Below are 22,627 nucleotides of genomic sequence, written 5' to 3'. Positions count from 1 at the left end.
GCGTCATGAGATGCCGAACTCCTTGCCGATGAAGTCGAAGAGGTCGTCGTCGGTCGCGCTCTCCAGTGCCCCGGCGACATCGGCGCCGTCGTCGGCGGTGGCCCCGGCGGCCTGCGCCCCGGCCTCGCTCCAGGCCGCCAGCAGGGCCTGGAGCCGCTCGGTGATGCGGTCGCGGCCGGCGTCGTCGGGTGCGGAGGTGACGAGTGTCTTCTCCAGCCGGTCCAGTTCGGCGAGCAGCGGGGGTACCGCCGCGGCGCCGTCCTGCCAGAGCTCGTCCCGCAGGTACTCGACGAGCGCCGTCGGGGTCGGGTAGTCGAAGACGAGGGTGGCGGGCAGGCGGACGCCGGTGGCGGCACCGAGCCGGTTGCGCAGTTCGACGGCGGTCAGCGAGTCGAAGCCGACCTCGTTGAACGAGCGTGCCGGGTCGACCGCTTCGGGTCCGGCGAAGCCGAGGACCCCGGCGACGTACCCGCACACCAGCTCCAGCAGGGCCTCGTCCCGCGCGGCCGGCGAGAGGCCGGTGAGGCGCTCGCGCAGCTCGGCTCCGCCGTCGGCACCGGGGGCGGTGCCGCCTGCGGCTCGGCGTACGGGCGTACGGACCAGCCCGGACAGGAGCGGCGGGAGCATGCCGCTGCCGGCCTGGGCGCGGAGGGCCGCCAGGTCCAGCTTGACCGGGACGAGGAGCGCCTGCCCGGTGGCACCGGCGGTGTCGAACAGGGCGACGCCCTCGGTGGCGGTGAGGGGGTGGACGCCGCCGCGGCCCAGGCGTGAGACCTCCTCGGCGTCCAGGGTGGCCCCCATGCCGCCGCCGGTCTCGGACCAGAGGCCCCAGGCCAGCGAGGTGGCGGGCAGGCCCTGCGCCCGGCGGTGTTCGGCCAGGGCGTCGAGGAAGGTGTTGGCGGCCGCGTAGTTGGCCTGTCCGGCGCCGCCGAACACACCGGCGGCGGAGGAGAACAGCACGAACGCGGAGAGCTCCAGGCCGCGGGTCAGCTCGTGCAGGTTCCAGGCCGCGTCCACCTTCGGGCGGAGGACCGCCGACAGCCGCTCCCCCGTGAGGGAGCCGATCACGCCGTCGTCCAGGACACCCGCCGTGTGGACCACGGCCGTCAGCGGGTGTTCCGCCGGGATACCGGCCAGTACGGCTGCCAGCGCGTCCCGGTCGGCCACATCGCAGGCCGCCCAGGCGACCTCGGCGCCCAGGCCGGCCAGCTCGGCCGTCAACTCCTGTGCGCCCACGGCCGCTCCGCCGCGGCGCGACACCAGCAGCAGGTGCCGCACGCCGTGCTCCGTGACCAGGTGCCGCGCGAACAGGCTGCCGAGCGAACCGCTCGCGCCCGTCACCAGCACCGTGCCGTCGGCGTCCCACTCCGTGCCGGATCCGGCAGCCGCCGCGGTCCGCGCCAGCCTCGGCGCCAGGACCGCACCGCCCCGCACCGCGACCTCGGACTCGCCCGAGGCCAGTACGGCGGGCAGTGCACGGTGGGACGCGTCGCTGCCGTCGGTGTCGGCCAGGACGATCCGGCCCGGGTTCTCCGACTGCGCCGACCGCACCAGACCCCACACCGCGGCGTGCACCAGGTCCGACGGGTCCTCGCCGGATGCGGCGGCCACCGCGCCCTGCGTCAGGAACAGCAGGCGGGAGTCCGCGAACCGCTCGTCCGACAGCCATTCCTGGAGCAGCGCCAGCACCCGTCCGGTCTCGGCGTGCACCACACCCGCGACGTCCTGCGGGTCAGTCACCGGGGCGAGCGGGACGCACACCACGGCAGGGTCCGTGAGGGTGGCGAGGGAGTCGTGGGCCTCGTGGCGGACGCCGACGGCGTCCAGGCCCTGGTGGCCGTCCCCGAGCAGGCCCCAGGGGCGCTGCTCGGCCGCGGAGACCGGGGTCACCGGCACGGCCGTCCACTCCACCCGGAACAGCGACTCCTGGCGGCCGCCGCGGGCCGCGCCGATCTGCTCGGGCGAGACCGCGCGCAGCGCCAGCGAGGCGACCGAGGCGACGGGGGCGCCCGCCGGGTCGGCGAGTTCCAGGGCGACCGCGTCGCGGCCGGCCGGGGCCAGGCGGACCCGTACCGCGGCGGCGCCGGCGGCGTGCAGCCGGACTCCGCTCCAGGCGAAGGGCAGCCGCCCCTGGCCGGTGTTCTCGACGAGGGAGCCGAGGCCGGCCGCGTGGAGGGTGGCGTCGAGCAGGGCCGGGTGGAGGCCGAACCAGTCGGCCGTGCCGGCGGTCTCCTCGTCCAGGCCCACCTCGGCGTACACGGCGTCGCCGTGCAGCCAGGCGGAGCGCAGGCCCTGGAAGGCGGGTCCGTAGTCGAAGCCGGCGGCGGCGAGGCCCTCGTAGAGGCCGTCGAGGTCCACCGGGTCGGCTCCGGCCGGCGGCCAGGCCGTGAGGTCGGCCGCCGGGGCGGCGGGGTCGGCGGCGCCGGGGGCGAGGACGCCAGTGGCGTGCCGCGTCCACGGCCGGTCGGCGTCGCTGTCCTCGTCACGGGAGTGCAGGGACAGGGCGCGCCGCCCGGAGTCGTCGGCGGCGGCGACGGAGAGCCGCAGCTGGACGCCGCCGCGGTCGGGCAGGACCAGCGGGGCCTGAAGGGTCAGCTCCTCCAGGACCGCGCAGCCGACCTGGTCGCCGGCGCGGACCGCGAGCTCCACGAAGGCCGTGCCGGGCAGGAGGACCGAGCCGAGGACGGCGTGGTCCGCGAGCCAGGGCTGGGTGGCCGTGGACAGCCGGCCGGTGAAGAGGAAGCCGTCGGAGTCGGGCAGTTCGACGGCGGCGCCGAGCAGCGGGTGGTCGGTGGTACCGAGGCCGAGGCCGGCGGCGTCGCCCGGGGCGTGCTGCGCGCCGACGGCGGAGTCGAGCCAGTACCAGTCGCGCTGGAAGGCGTAGGTGGGCAGTTCGGCCTGACGGGCGCCGGTCGGGGCGAAGTACGCCTCCCAGTCCACGGCGGTGCCGCGGGTGTGGGCCCGGGCCAGGGCCGTGGCGAGGGTCTCCGGTTCGGGGCGGCCGGCGCGGAGGGCGGGCGCGAAGCGGGCCGTGCCGTCCTCGGTGAGGCAGTCCTGGGCGAGCGCGGACAGGGTCCCGTCGGGGCCGAGTTCGAGGTACGTGGTGACGCCGGCGGCTTCCAGGGCGCGAATGCCGTCGAGGAAGCGGACCGCCTCGCGGACGTGCCGCACCCAGAAGTCGGCCGAGCCCATCTCGTCCGTGACCAGGGCGCCGGTCAGGTTGGAGACGACCGGGATGCGCGGGGCCCCGTACGTGATCCCCTCCGCGACCTTCCGGAAGTCGGCCAGCATGCCGTCCATGTGCGGCGAGTGGAACGCGTGGCTGACGGTGAGCCGCTTGGTCTTGCGGCCCTGCGCCTCGAAGGCCTCCGCGATGGCGAGGGCCGCGTCCTCGTCGCCGGCGACGACCACCGACTGCGGGCCGTTGACCGCGGCGATGCCCACCCGGTCGGTGCCGGTCAGCAGCGGCGCGACCTCGTCCTCCGCGGCCTGGACGGCGACCATCGCGCCGCCCGCCGGGAGGGCCTGCATCAGCCGGCCTCGGGCGGCGACCAGTTCGCAGGCGTCGGACAGGGGGAACACGCCCGCCACATGGGCGGCGGCGATCTCGCCGATGGAGTGGCCGGACAGGAAGTCCGGCTTCACGCCCCAGGACTCCAGCAGCCGGAAGAGGGCCACCTCGACGGCGAACAGCGCCGGCTGGGTGTACTCCGTGCGGTCGAGGAGGGTCGCGTCCTCGCCGAACAGCACGTCCTTCAGGGGGAGTTCGAGCCTCGGGTCGAGCTCGGCGCACACCGCGTCGAGGGCGGCCGCGAACACCGGGTGGGCGGCGTACAGCTCCCGGCCGGTGCCGAGGCGCTGGCTGCCCTGGCCGGTGAACAGGAAGGCGAGCCTTCCGGCGCCGGCGGCGCCCACGGTGTCCCGTGTGACCCCGGCCGGGGCCGGGGCGCCCTCCGCGAGGGCGGTGAGGCCGCGCAGCAGCTCGTCCCGGCCGGCGGCCACGACCACCGCGCGGTGGTCGAAGGCGGCGCGGCGGGTGGCCAGCGAGTAGGCCGCGTCCGCGGTTCCGGCCTCGGGCGCGTCCTCCAGGTGGGCGCGGAGGCGGGCCGCCTGGCCGCGCAGCGCGTCCGCCGACTTCGCGGACAGCACGTACGGCAGCACGGGCGCCGGACGGTCGGCCGCGGCGGCCGGTGCGGCCGGGGTGGGCTCCTCCGGGGCCTGCTCGATGATCGTGTGGGCGTTGGTGCCGCTGATGCCGAAGGACGACACACCGGCGCGGCGCGGGCGGCCGGTCTCGGGCCACGGCACGGACTCGGTCAGCAGGGAGACGGCGCCGTCCTCCCAGTCGACGTGCGGGGTCGGCTCGTCCACGTGCAGGGTCTTCGGCAGCACCCCGTGCCGCATCGCCATGATCATCTTGATGATGCCGGCGACACCGGCGGCGGCCTGCGTGTGGCCCATGTTGGACTTGATGGAGCCAAGCCACAGCGGCTCGTCGGCATCGCGCTCCCGGCCGTAGGTGGCCAGCAGGGCCTGCGCCTCGATCGGGTCGCCGAGGGTGGTGCCCGTGCCGTGCGCCTCGACCACGTCGATCCGGTCGCTGCTCAGCCCGGCGGAGTCGAGGGCCTGCCGGATGACGCGCTGCTGGGACGGGCCGTTGGGCGCGGTCAGGCCGTTGCTCGCGCCGTCCTGGTTGATCGCAGAGCCGCGGACCACGGCGAGCACGGGGTGGCCGTTGCGGCGGGCGTCCGACAGCCGCTCGACGAGCAGCATGCCCGCGCCCTCGGCCCAGCTGGTGCCGTCGGCGGCCGCCGCGAAGGACTTGATCCGGCCGTCGGCGGCCAGACCGCGCTGGCGGCTGAACTCGGTGAAGGTGCCGGGGGTCGACATGACCGTCACACCGCCGGCCAGTGCCATGGTGCACTCGCCGTTGCGGAGCGCCTGGATCGCCCAGTGCAGGGCGACCAGGGAGGAGGAGCAGGCCGTGTCGACGGTGACCGCCGGCCCCTCCAGCCCGAAGGCGTAGGAGACGCGGCCGGAGGCAATGCTGCCGGAGTTGCCGGTGCCGAGGTAGCCCTCGACGCCGTCCGGCACGGAGGTGATCCGGGTGGCGTAGTCGTGGTACATGATGCCCGCGAACACGCCGGTCCGGCTGCCGCGCATGCTCGCCGGGTCGATGCCGGCCCGCTCGAAGGCCTCCCAGGAGGTCTCCAACAGCAGGCGCTGCTGCGGGTCCATCGCCACGGCCTCGCGCGGGGAGATCCCGAAGAACGCCGGGTCGAAGCGGCCCGCGTCGTGCAGGAAGCCGCCGGAGCGGGTGTAGCTGGTGCCCTTGCCGTCCGGGTCCGGGTCGTAGAGCGACTCCAGGTCCCAGCCGCGGCCCTGCGGGAACTCCGAGATGGCGTCGATGCCGCCGGCCACCAGGCGCCACAGGTCCTCGGGGGTCTCGACCCCGCCGGGGTAGCGGCAGCCCATGCCGACGATCGCGATCGGGTCCTCGTGCAGCGGGGCGCCCGCGGAGACGGCCGGCGCCGTCGCACCGGCGGTCGTGTGCTCGTCCGCGGCCAGGCCCAGGACCTCGGCCCTCAGGTACCCGGCGAGCGCGCTCGGGGTCGGGTAGTCGAAGACGAGCGTGGCGGGCAGCCGCTCGCCGGTGGCGGCGCCGAGCCGGTTGCGCAGCTCGACGGAGGTCAGGGAGTCGAAGCCGAGCTCCTTGAACGCCCGGTCGGCCGGCACCTCGTCGGTGGAGGCGTGGCCGAGTACGGCGGCCACCTCGGCCCGGACCATGTCCAGCAGGGAGGTCTCCCGCTCCTCGGCGGGCAGCCCGGCCAGCCGCGTACGGAACGCGGAACCGTCACCAGTGGCGGCCTGTCCCGCGGCGGCCCGGCGGGCCGGTACCCGGACCAGGCCGCGCAACAGGTCGGGCACCGTGCCGGTGCGGGCCTGGGCGCGCAGCGCGGGCAGGTCGAGCGGGAGCGGGACGAGCAGCGGGTCGGCGGTGCGGCGGGCCGCGTCGAAGAGGGCGAGGCCGGTCTCGGGGGTGAGGGCGCCGATGCCGCCGCGGTTGATGCGCTCGCGGTCGACGTCGGTGAGCTCGCCGCCCATGCCGCCGACACCGGTCCACAGGCCCCAGGCCAGCGAGGTGGCCGCGAGGCCGCTCGCGCGGCGGTGGGCGGCCAGGGCGTCCAGGAAGGTGTTGGCGGCCGCGTAGTTGGCCTGTCCGGCGCCGCCGAAGACTCCTGCGGCGGAGGAGAACAGGACGAACGCGGAGAGGTCCAGGTCGGCCGTCAGCTCGTGGAGGTTCCAGGCCGCGTCCACCTTCGGGCGCAGCACCGCCGACAGGCGCTCGGCCGTCAGCGAGCCGATCACGCCGTCGTCCAGGACACCGGCGGTGTGCACGACCGCGGTCAGCGGGTGCTCCGCCGGGATTCCGGCCAGGACCGTCGCCAACGCCTCCCGGTCGGCCACGTCACAGGCAGCCCAGGACACCTCGGCACCCAGTTCCGCCAGCTCCGCCGACAGCTCCGCGGCACCCTCGGCCGCTCCACCGCGACGGGACACCAGCAGCAGGCGCCGGACACCCTGCTCGGCCACCAGGTGACGGGCGAACAGCCCGCCCAGCGAACCGCTCGCACCCGTCACCAGCACCGTGCCCTCGGCATCCCACGCGGCAGCCGCGTCAGCGGCCGCGACCGTGGTGCGGGCCAGCCTCGGCACCAGCACCGCGCCCTCGCGTACCGCCACCTCGGACTCGCCCGAGGCCAGCGCCGCCGAGAGCGCCCCGGCCACGTCGGCGTCGGTCGCGTCGGCGTCGACGTCCACCAGCACCAGGCGGCCCGGGTTCTCGGACTGCGCCGAACGCACCAGACCCCGCACGCCTGCGGCCGCCGGGTCCGCCACGCCTTCGCCGGGTACGGCCTCCACCGCGCCGTGGGTCAGGAAGACCAGGCGGGCGTCGGCGGACCGCTCGTCCGCCGACCAGTCCTGGAGCAGCCGGAGCACCCGGGCGGTCTCCGCGTGCACCGCGGCGGCCGGGTCCGTGCCGGCCGGCGTCGTGCAGGGCACGACCAGCGCGGCCGCGGACCCGTCGGACCCGTCGGACCCGTCCAGCATCCGCCAGTCCTCGAAGGACCCGCCGGCGGCGAGCTCCGTCCACTCCACCCGGAACAGGGCGTCGCGGGTGGCGTCCGGTGCCGTGCCCAGCTGGTCGCGGTTCACCGCGCGCAGGGCCAGTCCGGCCACCGAGGCCACGGGGGCGCCCGTGGCGTCGGCGATCGTCAGGGCCACCTCGCCGGTGCGGGCCGTGGTCAGGCGGACCCGGAGCTCGGCGGCCCCGACCGCGTGCAGGGACACCCCGGACCAGGAGAACGGCAGGCGTCCTTCACCGGCGCCGGTGTCCGCGGCGCCCAGTCCGAGCGCGTGCAGGGCCGCGTCGAGCAGGGCCGGGTGCAGGCCGAACCGTGCGGCCTCGTCGGCCGCGCCGGCGGGCAGGGCGACCTCGGCGTAGTACGCGTCCTCGCGCCGCCAGGCGGCGCGCAGGCCCTGGAACACCGGCCCGTAGCCGAAGCCGGAGTCCGCGAGGCCCTCGTACAGGCCGTCCAGCGGGACCGGCTGCGCGCCGGCCGGCGGCCATTCGGTGAGGCCCTGCGGGGCCGGGTGGGGCGCGGCCGTGAGCGCACCGACGGCGTGCCGCGTCCACGGGGCGTGCGGGTCCGCGTCCTCGGTGCGGGAGTGCAGGGCGAGGGTACGCCGGCCCGCCGGGTCGGCGGCGCCGACGGAGAGCCGCAGCTGGACGCCGCCCTGTTCGGGCAGCACCAGCGGGGCCTCCAGGGTGAGTTCGTCGACCAGGTCGCAGCCGAGGTGCTCGCCGGCGCGGAGCGCGAGCTCGACGAAGGCCGTGCCGGGCAGCAGGGCCGCGCCCATGACCCGGTGGTCGCCGAGCCAGGGGTGGGTGGTGAGCGACAGCCGTCCGGTGAACAGGTGGCCGTCGGAGTCGGGGAGTTGGACCTCGGCGCCGAGCAGCGGGTGGTCGGCGGTGCCGAGTCCGGCGGCGGTGACGTCGCCGTCGGCGCGGCCGGCGTCCAGCCAGTAGCGGGTCCGCTGGAAGGGGTACGTCGGCAGGTCGACGCGCCGGGCCCCGAGCGGGGCGTAGAAGGCCTGCCAGTCGACGGCGGTGCCGCGGACGTGGGCCGTGGAGAGGGCGGTGAGCAGGGTCTCGGACTCGGGACGTCCGGCGCGCAGGGCGGCGGCGAACGCGGCGGTGCCGGTGTCGTCGGTCAGGCAGGCCTGGGCCATCGCGGAGAGGACGCCGTCGGGGCCGAGTTCGACGTACGTGGTGACGCCGGCGGCCTCCAAGGCGCGGACGCCGTCGAGGAAGCGGACGGCCTCGCGGACGTGCCGGACCCAGAAGTCGGCCGAGCCCATCTCGTCGGCGACGACGGAACCGGTCAGGTTGGAGACGACCGGGATGCGCGGGGCGGCGTACGAGATCCTCTCGGCCACCCGGCGGAAGTCGTCCAGCATGACGTCCATGTGCGGCGAGTGGAAGGCGTGGCTGACGGTGAGCCGCTTGGTTTTGCGGCCCTGCGCCTCGAGGGCCTCCGCGACGGCGGCCGCCGCGTCCTCGTCGCCGGCCACGACCACCGACCGGGGGCCGTTGACCGCGGCGATGCCCACCCGGTCGGTCAGCAGCGGCAGGACCTCGTCCTCCGCCGCTTCCACGGCGATCATCACGCCGCCGGCCGGCAGGGCCTGCATCAGCCGGCCGCGGGCGGCCACCAGGGTGCACGCGTCGTCCAGCGAGAGGACCCCGGCCGCGTGCGCGGCGGCGATCTCACCGATGGAGTGGCCGGACACGAAGTCCGGCTTCACGCCCCAGGACTCCAGCAACCGGAACAGGGCCACTTCGACCGCGAACAGCGCGGGCTGGGTGTACGCCGTCTCGTTCAGGAGCTCCTCGTCCGACCCGAACAGCACGTCCTTCAGGGGCTGTTCCAGGTCCATGCGGTCGCACACCGCGTCGAGGGCGGCAGCGAACACCGGGTGGCTGTCGTACAGTTCGCGGCCCACGCCGAGGCGCTGGCTGCCCTGCCCGGTGAACAGGAAGGCGAGCTTCTCGCCGGTCGCGGGGGTGCCCCGGACCAGTCCGGCCGCCGAGCGGCCCTCAGCGAGGGCGGTCAGGCCGGCGCGGAAGCCGTCGCGGTCCGCCGCGACCACGGCCGCGCGCTGCTCGAAGACGGCCCGGGTGGTGGCCAGCGTGAGGCCGATGTCGGCGGGCTCGGCCGCCGGGTCCGCGTCGAGGTGGGCGAGGAGCCGCTCGGCCTGGGCGCGCAGGGCCTCGGAGGTGCGGGCGGTCAGGAGCCACGGGAGTGCGGCCGGGGCCGCGGCCGGGGCGTTCGCGGTTTCCGCGGTCTCCGCGGCCTCCTCGGCGGCCGGGAGTTCCACGATGGCGTGGGCGTTGGTGCCGCTCATGCCGAAGGAGGAGACGCCGGCCCGGCGCGGGCGGCCGGTCTCCGGCCAGGCGCGCCGCTCGGTGAGCAGGCTGACCGCGCCCGCGGACCAGTCGACGTGCGGGGAGGGCTCGTCGACGTGCAGGGTCTGCGGCAGCACGCCGTGGCGCATGGCCTGCACCATCTTGATGATGCCGGCGACGCCTGCGGCGGCCTGCGTGTGGCCGAAGTTGGACTTGATCGAGCCGAGCCAGAGCGGACTGTCCGCGGGCCGGTCCTGGCCGTACGTGGCGAGCAGCGCCTGCGCCTCGATCGGGTCGCCGAGGCGGGTGCCCGTGCCGTGCGCCTCGACCGCGTCGACCTCGGCGGCGGTCAGGCCCGCATTGGCGAGGGCCTGGCGGATGACTCGCTGCTGGGAGGGCCCGTTGGGGGCGGTGAGGCCGTTGGAGGCGCCGTCCTGGTTGATCGCCGTACCGCGGACCACCGCGAGGACCTGGTGGCCGTTGCGGCGGGCGTCGGAGAGCCGCTCCACGAGCAGCATGCCGACGCCCTCTCCCCACGCGGTGCCGTCGGCGGCCGCCGCGAACGGCTTGCAGCGGCCGTCGGCGGCGAGGCCGCGCTGGCGGCTGAACTCGGTGAACACGTCGGGGGTGGTGATGATGGTGACGCCGCCCGCGAGGGCGAGGGAGCACTCGCCGGTGCGCAGGGCCTGCGCGGCCAGATGCAGGGCGACCAGCGAGGAGGAGCAGGCGGTGTCGACGGTGACGGCCGGGCCCTCGAAGCCGAAGGTGTAGGAGACGCGGCCGGAGGCGATGCTGCTGGAGCCGCCGGTGCCGAGGTAGCCCTCGACGCCCTCGGGGACGGTGTTCAGCCGGGACACGTAGTCGTTGTGCATCTGGCCGACGAACACGCCGACCTGCTGTCCGCGCAGGCCCGTCGGGTCGATCCCGGCCCGCTCGAACGCCTCCCAGGAGGTCTCCAGCAGCAGGCGCTGCTGCGGGTCCATGGCGAGGGCCTCGCGCGGGTTGATCCCGAAGAACGCGGGGTCGAAGTGGTGGGCGTCGTGGACGAACCCGCCTTCCCGGGCGTAGGAGGTGCCGGGGTTGTCCGGGTCGGGGTCGTAGAGCGCGTCGGTGTCCCAGCCGCGGTCGTCCGGGAGCTGGGCGATGCCGTCGCGGCCTTCGGCGAGCAGCTCCCACAGGTCCTCGGGGCTGCGGACGCCGCCGGGGAAGCGGCAGCTCATGGCGACGATGGCGATGGGGTCGTCGGTTTCGCCGGCGCCGGCCGGGTGGCGCGGGAGGGCGGCGGCGGCCGCGGCGGCCTCGGAGCCGAGGAGCTCGTCCTTGAGGAAGCCGGCGAGGGCGGTGGGCGTGGGGTAGTCGAAGACGAGGGTGGCGGGCAGGCGGATGCCGGCGGCGGCGCCGAGCCGGTTGCGGAACTCGACGGCGGTGAGGGAGTCGAAGCCGAGGTCCTTGAAGGCGCGGCCGGGTTCGACGGCGTCCGGGGTGGCGTGGCCGAGGACGGCGGCCACCTGGTCGCGGACCAGGTCGAGGAGCAGTGCGTCGCGCTCGCTCTCGGGGAGCCGGACGAGCTGCTCCACCAGCGGGGTTCCGCCGCCGGCGGCGGTGGCCTCGACGGCCCGGCGGGCCGGGGTGCGCACGAGGCCGCGCAGCAGGGCGGGGACCATGCTCGCGTCGGCCTGGCGCAGCGGCACCAGGTCGAGCTGCATGGGGACGAGGTGGGCGTCGCCGGTGCGGTGGGCGGTGTCGAGGAGGCCCAGGCCCTCCTCGGAGGAGAGGCCGAGGACGCCGGACCGGGTCATGCGGTCCTTGTCGGCGGTGTCCAGCTCGCCGGTCATGCCGCTGGCCTCGGCCCACAGGCCCCAGCCGAGGGAGGTGCCGGGCAGGCCGCGGGCCTGGCGGTGGCGGGCGAGGGCGTCGAGGAAGACGTTCGCGGCGGCGTAGTTGGCCTGGCCGGCGCCGCCGAAGGTGCCGGCGGCGGAGGAGAACAGGACGAAGTCGGCCAGGTCGAGCCGGCGGGTCAGCTCGTGCAGGTGGAGCGCGGCGTCGGCCTTGGGCCGCAGGACGCGGTCGACCCGCTCGGGGGTGAGGGCCGTGGTGATGCCGTCGTCGAGGACTCCGGCGGTGTGGATGACGGCGGTCAGCGGGTGTTCGGCCGGGATGCCTGCCAGCAGGGCGGCGAGTGCGTCGCGGTCGGCGGCGTCGCAGGCGGCGACGGTGACCTCGGCGCCCAGGTCGCGGAGTTCGGCGGCGAGTTCGGCGGCGCCGGCGGCGGCCTCGCCGCGGCGGCTGGTCAGGACCAGGCGGCGGGCGCCGCGGACGGTGACCGCGTGCCGGGCGACGAGGGCGCCCAGGGTGCCGGTGCCGCCGGTGATGAGGACGGTGCCGTCGGGGTTCCACTCGGCGGGCACGGTGAGGACGATCTTGCCGGTGTGGCGGGCCTGGCTGAGGTAGCGGAAGGCCTCGGGGGCCTGGCGCAGGTCCCAGGAGGAGACCGGGATCGGGCGCAGGGCTCCGGACTCGAAGAGGCCGAGGAGGGCGGTGAGCATCTCCTGGATGCGGTCGAGACCGGCCTCGGTGAGGTCGAAGGCCTGATACGTGACGCCGGGGTGGGCGGCGGCCACGTCCTGCGGGTCGCGGACGTCGGTCTTGCCCATCTCGACGAAGCGTCCGCCGCGCGGCAGCAGCCGCAGCGAGGCGTCGACGAACTCGCGGGCGAGGGAGTCCAGGACGACGTCGGCGCCCTCGCCGCCGGTGGCGGTGCGGAAGGTGTCCTCGAAGTCGAGGGTGCGGGAGGAGGCGATCCGGTCGTCGGTCAGGCCGAGTCCGCGCAGGGTGTCCCACTTGGCGGGGCTGGCGGTGGCGTAGACCTCGGCGCCCCAGTGGCGGGCCAGTTGGACGGCGGCCATGCCGACGCCGCCGGCGGCGGCGTGCACCAGGAGGGTCTCGCCGCCCTGCAGGCCGGCGAGGTCGTGGAGGGCGTAGTACGCGGTCATGAAGACGATCGGTACGGCGGCGGCCTCGGCGAAGGTCCAGCCCTCGGGCATCGGGGCGATCATGCGGCGGTCGACGACGGCGAGCGGGCCGAAGGCGCCGGGGAGCATGCCCATGACGCGGTCGCCGGGGGCGAGGTCGGTGACGCCGGGGCCGGTCTCCAGGACGATGCCGGCGCCTTCGGAGCCCATCAGGCCGGGGTCGCCGGGGTACATGCCGAGGGCGTTGAGGACGTCGCGGAAGTTGAGGCCGGCGGCGCGGACGGCGACGCGGACCTGGCCGGGCTCCAGCGGGGCCTCGGACTCGGGGCTGGGGAGCAGGGTGAGGTGGTCGAGGGTGCCCTTGTCCTCGATGTCCATGCGCCAGGCGGAGCCGTCGGCGGGCGGGGTCAGCGGGGTGGCCGCCGGGACCCGGGCGAGGCGGGGGGCGTGGACGGTGCCGCGGCGGACCGCGAACTGCGGCTCGCCGGTGGCGAGGGCGGCGGCGAGCAGGCCGGGCAGGGTCTCGTCGCTGCCGGGGGTGTCGAGGTCGGCGAGGACGAACCGGTCGGGGTTCTCCGCCTGCGCGGTGCGGACCAGGCCCCAGACGGGGGCGTGGACGAGGTCGGCGAGGTCCCAGTCGCCCGGGGTGGCGACGGCGCCGCGGGTGACGAACACCAGGCGGGAGTCGGCGAACCGGTCGTCGGCGAGCCAGCCCTGGACCAGGGCGAGTGCCCGGTGGGTGGCGGCACGGACGGCGTCCGGGCCGAGCCCGCCGTCACGGTCGGCGGCCGGGCAGGGGGCCAGGACATAGGCGGGGGCCGGGGCGCCCGCGTCGACGGCGGCGGCCAGGGCCGCCAGGTCGGCGTGGGTACGGCCGGGCAGCCCGGTGCCCGTACCGAGCACGGCCCAGGTGTCGCCTGGCTGCCCGTCCGGGGTGCCGGACGGCAGCGGCAGGGTGGCCCAGTCGACGCGGAACAGCGACTCGTGGTGCGCGGTGCGGGCGGCGCCGGCCAGCCGGTCGGCGGAGACGGGCCGCACCATCAGGCGCTCGACGGCGGCGACCGGCGCACCGGTGGTGTCGGCGACCTGGAGGGAGAGGGCGTCCTCGCCGCCCGGGGTGAGGCGGACGCGCAGCGCGGACGCGCCGACCGCGTGCAGGGACACGCCGCGCCAGGAGAACGGCAGCCCGGCCTGGCGGTCGCCTTCGGTGGACGGCTGGACGAAGGTGGCGTGCAGGGCGGCGTCGAGGAGCGCCGGGTGCAGGCCGAACCGGGCGGCGTCGGCCTGCCGGTCCTCGGGCAGGGCGACCTCGGCGTAGACGTCGTCGCCGAGGGTCCAGGCGGCCCGCAGGCCTTGGAATACCGGGCCGTAGGCGAAGCCGCCCTGGCCGAGGTGCTCGTACAGGCCGTCCACGGTGACGGCCTCGGCGCCGGCCGGCGGCCAGGCGGTGAGGTCGAACGCGGGCCGCGGGCCGCCGGTGGCGAGGATGCCCGTGGCGTGGCGGGTCCACGGCTCGTCGTCGGCGGCGTCCGGGTCACCGGAGTACAGGTCCAGGGTGCGGCGGCCGTCGCGGTCGGGGGCCCCGACCACGATCTGCAGGCGGACCGCGGCGTGCGGGGCCAGGACCAGCGGGGCTTCGAGGGTGAGCTCCTCCAGCAGGTCGCAGCCGGCCTGGTCGCCGGCCCGGATGGCGAGCTCGACGAAGGCGGTGCCCGGCAGCAGGACGGTGCCCATGACGGCGTGGTCGGCCAGCCAGGGGTGGGTGTCGAGGGAGAGCCGGCCGGTGAACAGGAAGCCCTCGCCGTCGGCGAGCGGCACGGCCGCGCCGAGCAGCGGGTGGTGGGCGGCGCCCAGACCGGCCGACTCGACGTCCCCGATGAATCCGGCGGGGGCCTCCAGCCAGAACCGGCGGCGCTGGAAGGCGTACGTGGGCAGGTCGGTGCGGCGGGCACCGGTCGCGGCGAAGTACGCGGCCCAGTCGACCGGGACGGTACGGGTGTGGACGGCGGCGATCGCGGCGGCCAGCGCCTCGGCCTCGCCGCGGTCGCGGCGCAGGGCGGGTACGAACACGGCGTCGGTCCGGCCGTCCGTGTCGGTGAGGCAGTCACGGCCGAGTCCGGACAGCACGCCCTGCGGGCCGAGTTCGAGGTAGGTGGTGACGCGCTCGGCGTCCAGGGTGCGGATGCCGTCGAGGAAGCGGACGGCCTCGCGGACGTGGGCGACCCAGTGCTCGGGGGTGCGCAGCGCGTCGCCCGCGAGCTCGCCGGTGAGGTTCGTGACGACGGGGATGGCGGGCGCGTGGTAGGTGAGGGAGGCGGCGACCTCGCGGAACTCGTCGAGCATGCCGTCCATCAGCGGGGAGTGGAAGGCGTGGCTGACGGTCAGCCGTTTGGTCTGCCGGGCGCGGGACTCGAACTCGGCGGCGATCTCCAGCGCGAGGTCCTCGTCCCCGGAGACGACCACGGAGGAGGCGGAGTTGACGGCGGCGATGCCGATCCGGTCCTCGCGGCCGGCCAGCAGCGGCCGGACCTCGTCCTCGGTGGCGGGGAGCGCGATCATCGCCCCGCCCTCGGGCAGCTGCTCCATGAGTCGGCCGCGGGCGGCGACCAGGGCGGCCGCGTCGGGCAGGGTGAGGACGCCGGCGACGTGTGCCGCGGTGATCTCGCCGATGGAGTGGCCGGCGACGAAGTCGGGGCGCACGCCCCAGGATTCGACGAGCCGGAAGAGGGCGGTCTCCAGCGCGAACAGGGCGGGCTGGGTGTACCCGGTCCGGTTGAGGAGTGCGCCGTCCTCCGCGAACAGGACGTCCCTGAGGGGCCGTTCGAGGTGCGGGTCCAGGGCGGCGCAGGCCTCGTCCAGGGCGGCGGCGAACACCGGGTGGGCGGCGTACAGTTCGCGGCCCATGCCGGGGCGCTGGCTGCCCTGGCCGGTGAAGAGGACGGCGAGCCGGCCGTCGCCTGCGTCGTGCCGGACGGTCCGGGCGTGGTCGCGGCCCTCGGCGAGCGCGGCGAGCCCGGTGAGCAGCTCCTCGTGGTCGGCGGCGACGACGGCGGCCCGGCGGTCCAGGGCGGTGCGGCTGGTGGCCAGGGAGTACGCCACGTCGGCGAGTGCCGCGCCGGGCCGTTCGGCGAGGTGGGCGGCGAGCCGGGCGGCCTGGGCGCGCAGTGCGTCGGGGGTGCGGCCGGAGAGGACGAACGGCAGCGGGGTGCCGGCCGGGAGGGTGGCCGCGGCGGCGGGGGCGCTGCCGGCCGTGCCGGTGTCGGTGTCCTCGTCGGCGGGCGGCTGCTCGATGATGACGTGCGCGTTGGTGCCGCTGACGCCGAAGGAGGAGATGCCCGCGCGGCGCGGGCGGCCCGTCTCGGGCCACTCCGTCCGCTCGGTGAGGAGGGAGACCGCGCCAGCGGTCCAGTCGATGTGCGGGGACGGCTCGCCGATGTGCAGCGACTGCGGCAGGATGCCGTGGCGCATGGCGAGGACCATCTTGATGATGCCGGCGGCGCCGGCGGCGGCCTGGGTGTGGCCGATGTTGGACTTGATGGAGCCCAGCCGCAGGGGCTGGTCCGCGGGCCGGTCCTGGCCGTAGGTGGCGATCAGGGCCTGGGCCTCGATCGGGTCGCCCAGGGTCGTGCCGGTGCCGTGCGCCTCGACGGCGTCGACGTCGGCGACCGTCAGGCCGGCGCTCGCGAGGGCGGCGCGGATGACGCGCTGCTGGGAGGGCCCGTTGGGGGCGGTGAGGCCGTTGGAGGCGCCGTCCTGGTTGACGGCGGTGCCGCGGACCACGGCGAGCACGGGGTGGCCGTTGCGGCGGGCGTCGGAGAGCCGCTCGACCAGGATCATGCCGGCGCCCTCGGCCCAGCCGGTGCCGGCGGCGTCGGCGGAGAAGGACTTGCAGCGGCCGTCGTCGGACAGGCCGCGCTGGCGGCTGAAGTCGATGAAGGTGTCCGGGGTGGACATGACGGTGACACCGCCGGCGAGCGCCATGTCGCACTCGCCGCTGCGCAGGGCCTGCGCGGCGAGGTGCAGGGCGACCAGGGAGGAGGAGCAGGCCGTGTCGATGGTGACGGCGGGGCCTTCGAGGCCGAAGGTGTAGGAGATGCGGCCGGAGGCGACGCTGCCGGCGGTGCCGGTGCCGAGGTAGCCCTCCAGACCCTCGGGGACGGCGGGGAGCCGGGTCAGGTAGTCGTGGTACATGACGCCGGCGAAGACGCCGGTGCGGCTGCCGCGCAGGGCGGCCGGGTCGATGCCGGCGCGTTCGAACGCCTCCCAGGAGGTTTCGAGCAGGAGCCGCTGGTGCGGGTCCATGGCGAGGGCCTCGCGCGGGTTGATGCCGAAGACGTCGGGGTCGAAGTCGGCGGCGTCGTGCAGGAAGCCGCCCTCGCGGGTGTACGAGGTCCCGGCGCGGCCGGGGTCGGAGTCGTACAGCGCGTCGAGGTTCCAGCCGCGGTCGGTGGGGAACGGGGTGATCGCGTCGACGGACCCGGCGACGAGCCGCCACAGCTCCTCGGGGGTGGTGACCCCGCCGGGGTAGCGGCAGGCCATGGCGACGATGGCGATGGGCTCGTCGGCGACGGCCGGGCCACGGACGGTGGTGCCGGTGCTGCCGGCGGCGGGCGCGGCCTGGTCGCCGAGGAGTTCGGTGCGCAGGAACGCGGCGAGGGCGTTCGGGGTGGGGTAGTCGAACACGAGGGTGGCGGGCAGCCGGACGCCGGTGGCGGAGCCGAGGCGGTTGCGCAGTTCGACGGCGGTGAGCGAGTCGAAGCCGAGCTCCTTGAAGGCGCGGCCGGGGTCGACCGCGTCGGGGCCGGGGAAGCCGAGGACGGCGGCGACCTGGACGCGGACGGTGGCCAGCAGCAGCCGGTCGCGTTCGGCGGCCGTCAGCGGCAGCAGCCGCTCGGCGAGACCGTCGGCGGGCGCGGCGCCCTGCGCGGCCGCGGTGCGCCGGGCGGCGGGCCGGACCAGGCCGCGCAGCAGCGGCGGGACCATGCTCGCGTCGGCCTGGCGCAGCCCGGCCAGGTCGAGGTGCATGGGGACGGCGGTGGCCTCGCCGGTCTCCCGGGCGGTGTCCATGAGGGCGAGGCCCTCGGCGGAGGACAGGGCGGCGACGCCGGCGCGGGAGATCCGCTCCAGGTCGGTGTCGGCGAGGTCGCCGGTCATGCCGCTGCGTTCGGCCCACAGGCCCCAGGCGAGCGCGGTGGCGGGCAGGCCTTCGGCGCGGCGGCGCTGGGCGAGGGCGTCGAGGAAGGTGTTGGCGGCGGCGTAGTTGGCCTGTCCGGCCGCGCCTAGGGTGCCGGCGGCGGCGGAGAACAGCACGAACGCGGCGAGGTCGAGGCCGCGGGTCAGCTCGTGCAGGTGGACGGCCGCATCGACCTTGGCGGGCAGGACGTGGTCGATCCGCCCGGGAGTGAGAGCTTCGAGGATGCCGTCGTCGAGGACCCCCGCCGTGTGCACGACGGCGGTCAGCGGGTGCGCGGCCGGTACGGCGGCCAGCAGCGCGGCGAGCGCCTCGCGGTCGGCGGCGTCGCAGGCGGCGAGGGTGACCTCGGCGCCCAGCGCGCGCAGCTCCGCGAGGAGTTCGGGGGCGCCGGCGCCGGCCTCGCCGCGGCGGCTGGTCAGCAGCAGCCGACGGACGCCGTGCGCGGTGACCAGGTGGCGGGCGACGAGCCCGCCGAGGGTGCCGGTGGCGCCGGTGACCAGGGCGGTGCCGTCGGTGTCGAGCGGGCGGGCCTCGCGGCCCTCGGCCGCGGGCACGGCCGGGACGCGGGCGAGCCGGGGCACGACGGCGCGGCCCTCGCGGAGCGCGAGCTGCGCCTCGCCGGTGGCCAGCGCCGCGGGCAGGGCGCGCAGGGACTCCTCGCGGTCGTCCAGGTCGAGCAGGACGAACCGGTCGGGGTGCTCGGACTGGGCCGCGCGCAGCAGGCCCCACAGCGGGGCGTGCACCAGGTCGGGCACGTCGGAGCCGGCGGTGGTGGCGACGGCGCCGTGGGTGGTGAACACCAGCCGGGATCCGGCGAAGCGGTCGTCGGCGAGCCAGGCCTGGGCCAGTTCCAGGGCGCGGTGCAGCGCGTCCGCGACGGCGGCGGGCAGCGCGGCGTCGACCGGGGACGCCTGGGTGCCGCCGGCGGCGGGGACGGGGAGCACGAGCGGGACGACGACGGCCTGCGGGACCGGGCCGCCGGCCTCGACGGCCGCGGCGAGGGCGTCGAGGTCCGCGTACGCGGCGGCCGTGGGCAGGACGGTGGTGAAGCGGGCGCCGGCGTCGGCCCCGCCGAGCAGGGCCCACTGGCCGGGGGCGACGGTGGTGGCGGCCGGGAGGGCCAGCCCGGTCCAGTCGACGCGGAACAGCGAGTCGTGGAAGGCGGTGCGGGCGGCCCGGACCTGGTCGGGACTGACGGGACGGAGCAGCAGGGCGGCGACGGAGGCGACGGGCGCGCCGGTCTCGTCGGCGAGGTCGACGGAGACGGTGTCCTGCCCGGCGGGGGCCAGGCGAACGCGCAGGGAGCGGGCGCCGACGGCGTGCAGGGCGACGCCGCTCCAGGAGAACGGCAGCCGGCCGTGCTCGGTGTCCTCCAGCAGGGAGCCCATGCCGACGGCGTGCAGGGCGGCGTCGAGCAGGGCCGGGTGCAGGCCGAACAGGGCGGCCTCGGCGTGGGCCTGTTCGGGCAGGCGGACCTCGGCGAAGACCTCGTCGGCGCGCTGCCAGGCGCCGGTCAGGCCCTGGAAGACGGGCCCGTAGGCGAAGCCGGTGCCGGCGAGGTACTCGTAGAGGCCGTCGACGGGGATCTCGGTGGCGCCCTGCGGCGGCCAGGTCACCGGCTCGGTGCCGGTCGCCCGGTCGGCCCGGGCGGCGGCGGGGGCGAGGAAGCCGGTGGCGTGCCGGGTCCAGGCGCCTTCGCCCCAGGTGTCGTCGGCGGCGTCCTCGGGCCGGGAGTGCAGGGTCAGCGAGCGCCGGCCGTCGGTGTCGGGCGCGCCGACGGCGAGCTGGATCTGGATGCCGCCGTGCGGGGGCAGGACCAGCGGTGCCTGGAGGGTGAGTTCGTCGAGGAGTTCGCAGCCGGTGTGCTCGCCGGCCCGGAGGGCGAGTTCGACGAACGCGGTGCCGGGCAGCAGCACGGTGTCCATCACCGTGTGGTCGGCGAGCCACGGGTGGGTGGCCAGGGACAGCCGGCCGGTGAACAGGTAGCCGTCGCCGTCGGCCAGGGCGATGGCGGCGCCGAGCAGCGGGTGGTCGGCGGAGCCGATGCCGGCGGCGGTGACGTCGCCGGTCCAGGCGGTGGGCTGCTCGGGCCAGTACAGGCGGCGCTGGAAGGCGTAGGTGGGCAGGTCGACGCGGGTGGCGCCGCGGCCGGCGAAGACGGCGGACCAGTCCACCGCGGCGCCGTGGGCGTGGGCCCGGGCGACGGCGGCGGCGAACGCGGCCGGTTCGGGGCGGTCGGCGCGCAGGGCGGGCACGAACACGGCGTCCCGCAGGCGGTCCCGGCCGTCGCCGCCGTTCTCGCCGTCCTCTCCGGCGAGGCAGTCCTGGGCGAGGGCGGTGAGGACGCCGCCGGGGCCCACCTCCAGGAAGGTGGTGACGCCGAGCGCGGCCAGGGCGCGTACGCCGTCGTGGAAGCGGACGGCTTCGCGGACGTGCCGCACCCAGTAGTCGGCGGTGCAGATCTCCTCGGCGGTGACGGAGGCACCGGTGAGGTTGGAGACGATCGGGATGACCGGCGGCGCGTAGGAGACGGCTTCGGCGGCCTCGCGGAAGGCGCCGAGCATGTCGTCCATGAGCGGCGAGTGGAAGGCGTGGCTGACGGTGAGCCGCTTGGTGCGGCGGCCGCGGGCGCGCAGCGCCTCGGCGACCGCGGTGGCGGCGTCCTCGTCGCCGGAGACGACGACGGAGCGGGGGCCGTTGACGGCGGCGATGGACACCCGGTCGGTGAGGAGCGGGGTGACCTCGTCCTCGGTGGCCTCGACGGCGATCATCGCGCCGCCGGCGGGCAGGGCCTGCATCAGCCGGCCACGGGCGGCGACCAGGGCGGCGGCGTCGGGGAGGGTGAGGACGCCGGAGACGTGGGCGGCGGCGAGTTCGCCGATGGAGTGCCCGATGAGGAAGTCGGCGGTGACGCCCCAGTGTTCGAGCTGCCGGTAGAGGGCGACCTCGACGGCGAACAGGGCGGCCTGGGTGTGGGCGGTCTCGTCGAGCAGCGCCGCCCCGGGGGTGCCCTCGGCGGCGAACAGGACGTCGTACAGGGGGCGTTCGAGGTGCCGGTCGAGTTCGTCGCGTACGGCGTCCAGGGCGCGGGCGAACACCGGGTGGGTGGCGTACAGCTCGCGGGCCATACCGGGGCGCTGGCTGCCCTGGCCGGTGAAGAGGAAGGCGGTGTTGCCCTCGCCGACGGCGCCGAGGACGGCGGTGGCGGGCTGCTCGCCGGCGGCGAGCGCGTCGAGGTCGGCGAGGAGCTGCTCGCGGCCGTCGGCGAAGAGGACGGCGCGGCGGTCCAGTGCGGCGCGGCCGGTGGCGAGGGAGAAGCCGAGGTCGGCCAGGCCCGCCGGGTCCGCGGCCAGTTCGGGGTGGGCGCGCAGGTGGGCGGCGAGGCGGCCGGCCTGGGCGCGCAGTCCCTCGTCGCCGTGGCCGGAGACGGGCAGCGGAACCGGGCCGGTGGCGCCGTCCACCAAGGCGGCGTCGGAGGCGGTGGCGGTGTCCGAGCCGGTGGCGGTGTCCGAGCCGGTGTCCGTGGTGCCGGTCTCCCCCGGCGCCGCCGGGGTGTCGGCGGGCGGGGCCTGCTCGATGACGGTGTGGGCGTTGGTGCCGCTGACGCCGAAGGAGGAGATGCCGGCGCGGCGCGGCTGACCGGTCTCGGGCCACGGCACGGACCGGGTGAGGAGTTCGACGTCGCCGGTGGTCCAGTCGACGGCGGTGGACGGCCGGTCGATGTGGAGGGACTCGGGCAGGACGCCGTGCTGCATCGCGAGGACCATCTTGATGATGCCCGCGACGCCGGCGGCGGCCTGGGTGTGCCCGAGGTTGGACTTGACGGAGCCGAGCCACAGCGGCCGGCCCTCGGCGCGGTTCTGGCCGTAGGTGGCGAGGATCGCCTGGGCCTCGATCGGGTCGCCGAGGGTGGTGCCGGTGCCGTGCGCCTCGACCACGTCGACCTGCGCCGGGGTGAGTCCGGCGTTGGTGAGGGCCTGCCGGATGACGCGCTGCTGGGAGGGCCCGTTGGGGGCGGTGAGGCCGTTGGAGGCACCGTCCTGGTTGATGGCGCTGCCGCGGACCACGGCGAGGACGGGGTGCCCGTTGCGGCGGGCGTCGGACAGCTTCTCGACGAGGAGCATGCCGACGCCCTCGCCCCAGCCGGTGCCGTCGGCGCCGTCGGCGAACGGCTTGCACCGGCCGTCGGGGGCCAGTCCGCGCTGCCGGCTGAACTGTACGAAGGCGCGCGGGCTGGACATGACGGTGACACCGCCGGCGAGGGCCAGGGAGCACTCGCCGTTGCGCAGGGCCTGTACCGCGAGGTGCAGGGCGACGAGCGAGGCGGAGCAGGCGGTGTCGACGGTGACCGCCGGGCCCTCCAGACCGAAGGTGTAGGAGAGGCGGCCGGAGACGACGCTCGCGGCGTTGCCGGTGAGGAGGTACTGCTCGACGCCCTCGGGGACCCCGTCGCGCAGCAGGTCGGGGTAGTCCTGGCCGTTGGTGCCGATGAACACGCCGGCCTTGCTGCCGCGCAGGACGGTCGGGTCGATCCCGGCGCGTTCGAAGGTCTCCCAGGAGGTTTCCAGCAGCAGGCGCTGCTGCGGGTCCATGCCGAGGGTCTCGCGCGGGCTGATCCCGAAGAAGGCCGCGTCGAACGCGCCGACCCGGTCGAGGAATCCGCCCTCGCGGGTGTACGAGGTGCCGCTCCGCCCGGGATCGGCGTCGTACAGGGACTCCAGGTCCCAGCCGCGGTCGGTGGGGAAGTCGGTGATGGCGTCCCGGCCGCCCGCGACCAGGTCCCACAGGTCCTCCGGCGACTCGATGCCGCCGGGGAACCTGCAGGCCATGCCGACGATCGCGATGGGCTCGGGCTCCTGGGCCTCGACCTCGCGAAGGCGCTGCCGCGTCTGGTGCAGATCGGCCGTCACCCGCTTCAAGTAGCCGAGGATCTTGTCCTGATCCGACGCCTGACCCGCCATTGGAACCTCACCCATGTTCGTCACAAAC

General features: G+C 76.2%; 1 protein-coding gene. It reads right to left on the bottom strand.

The window, feature by feature from the left end; all coding sequences use genetic code 11:
• Positions 1-3: 3 nt before the first annotated feature.
• The gene (locus AC067U_RS19045; RefSeq protein WP_478830887.1) at positions 4-22,623 is read right to left on the bottom strand and encodes an SDR family NAD(P)-dependent oxidoreductase; all 22,620 of its coding nucleotides are present in this window, start codon (positions 22,621-22,623) and stop codon (positions 4-6) included.
• Between the last annotated feature and the right edge of the window lie 4 nt (positions 22,624-22,627).

The sequence above is a fragment of the Streptomyces sp. NPDC043853 genome, assembly GCF_056436025.1.
The sequence above is the reverse complement of the archived record's forward strand: the minus strand, read 5'-3'. Positions and strand labels throughout refer to the sequence as shown.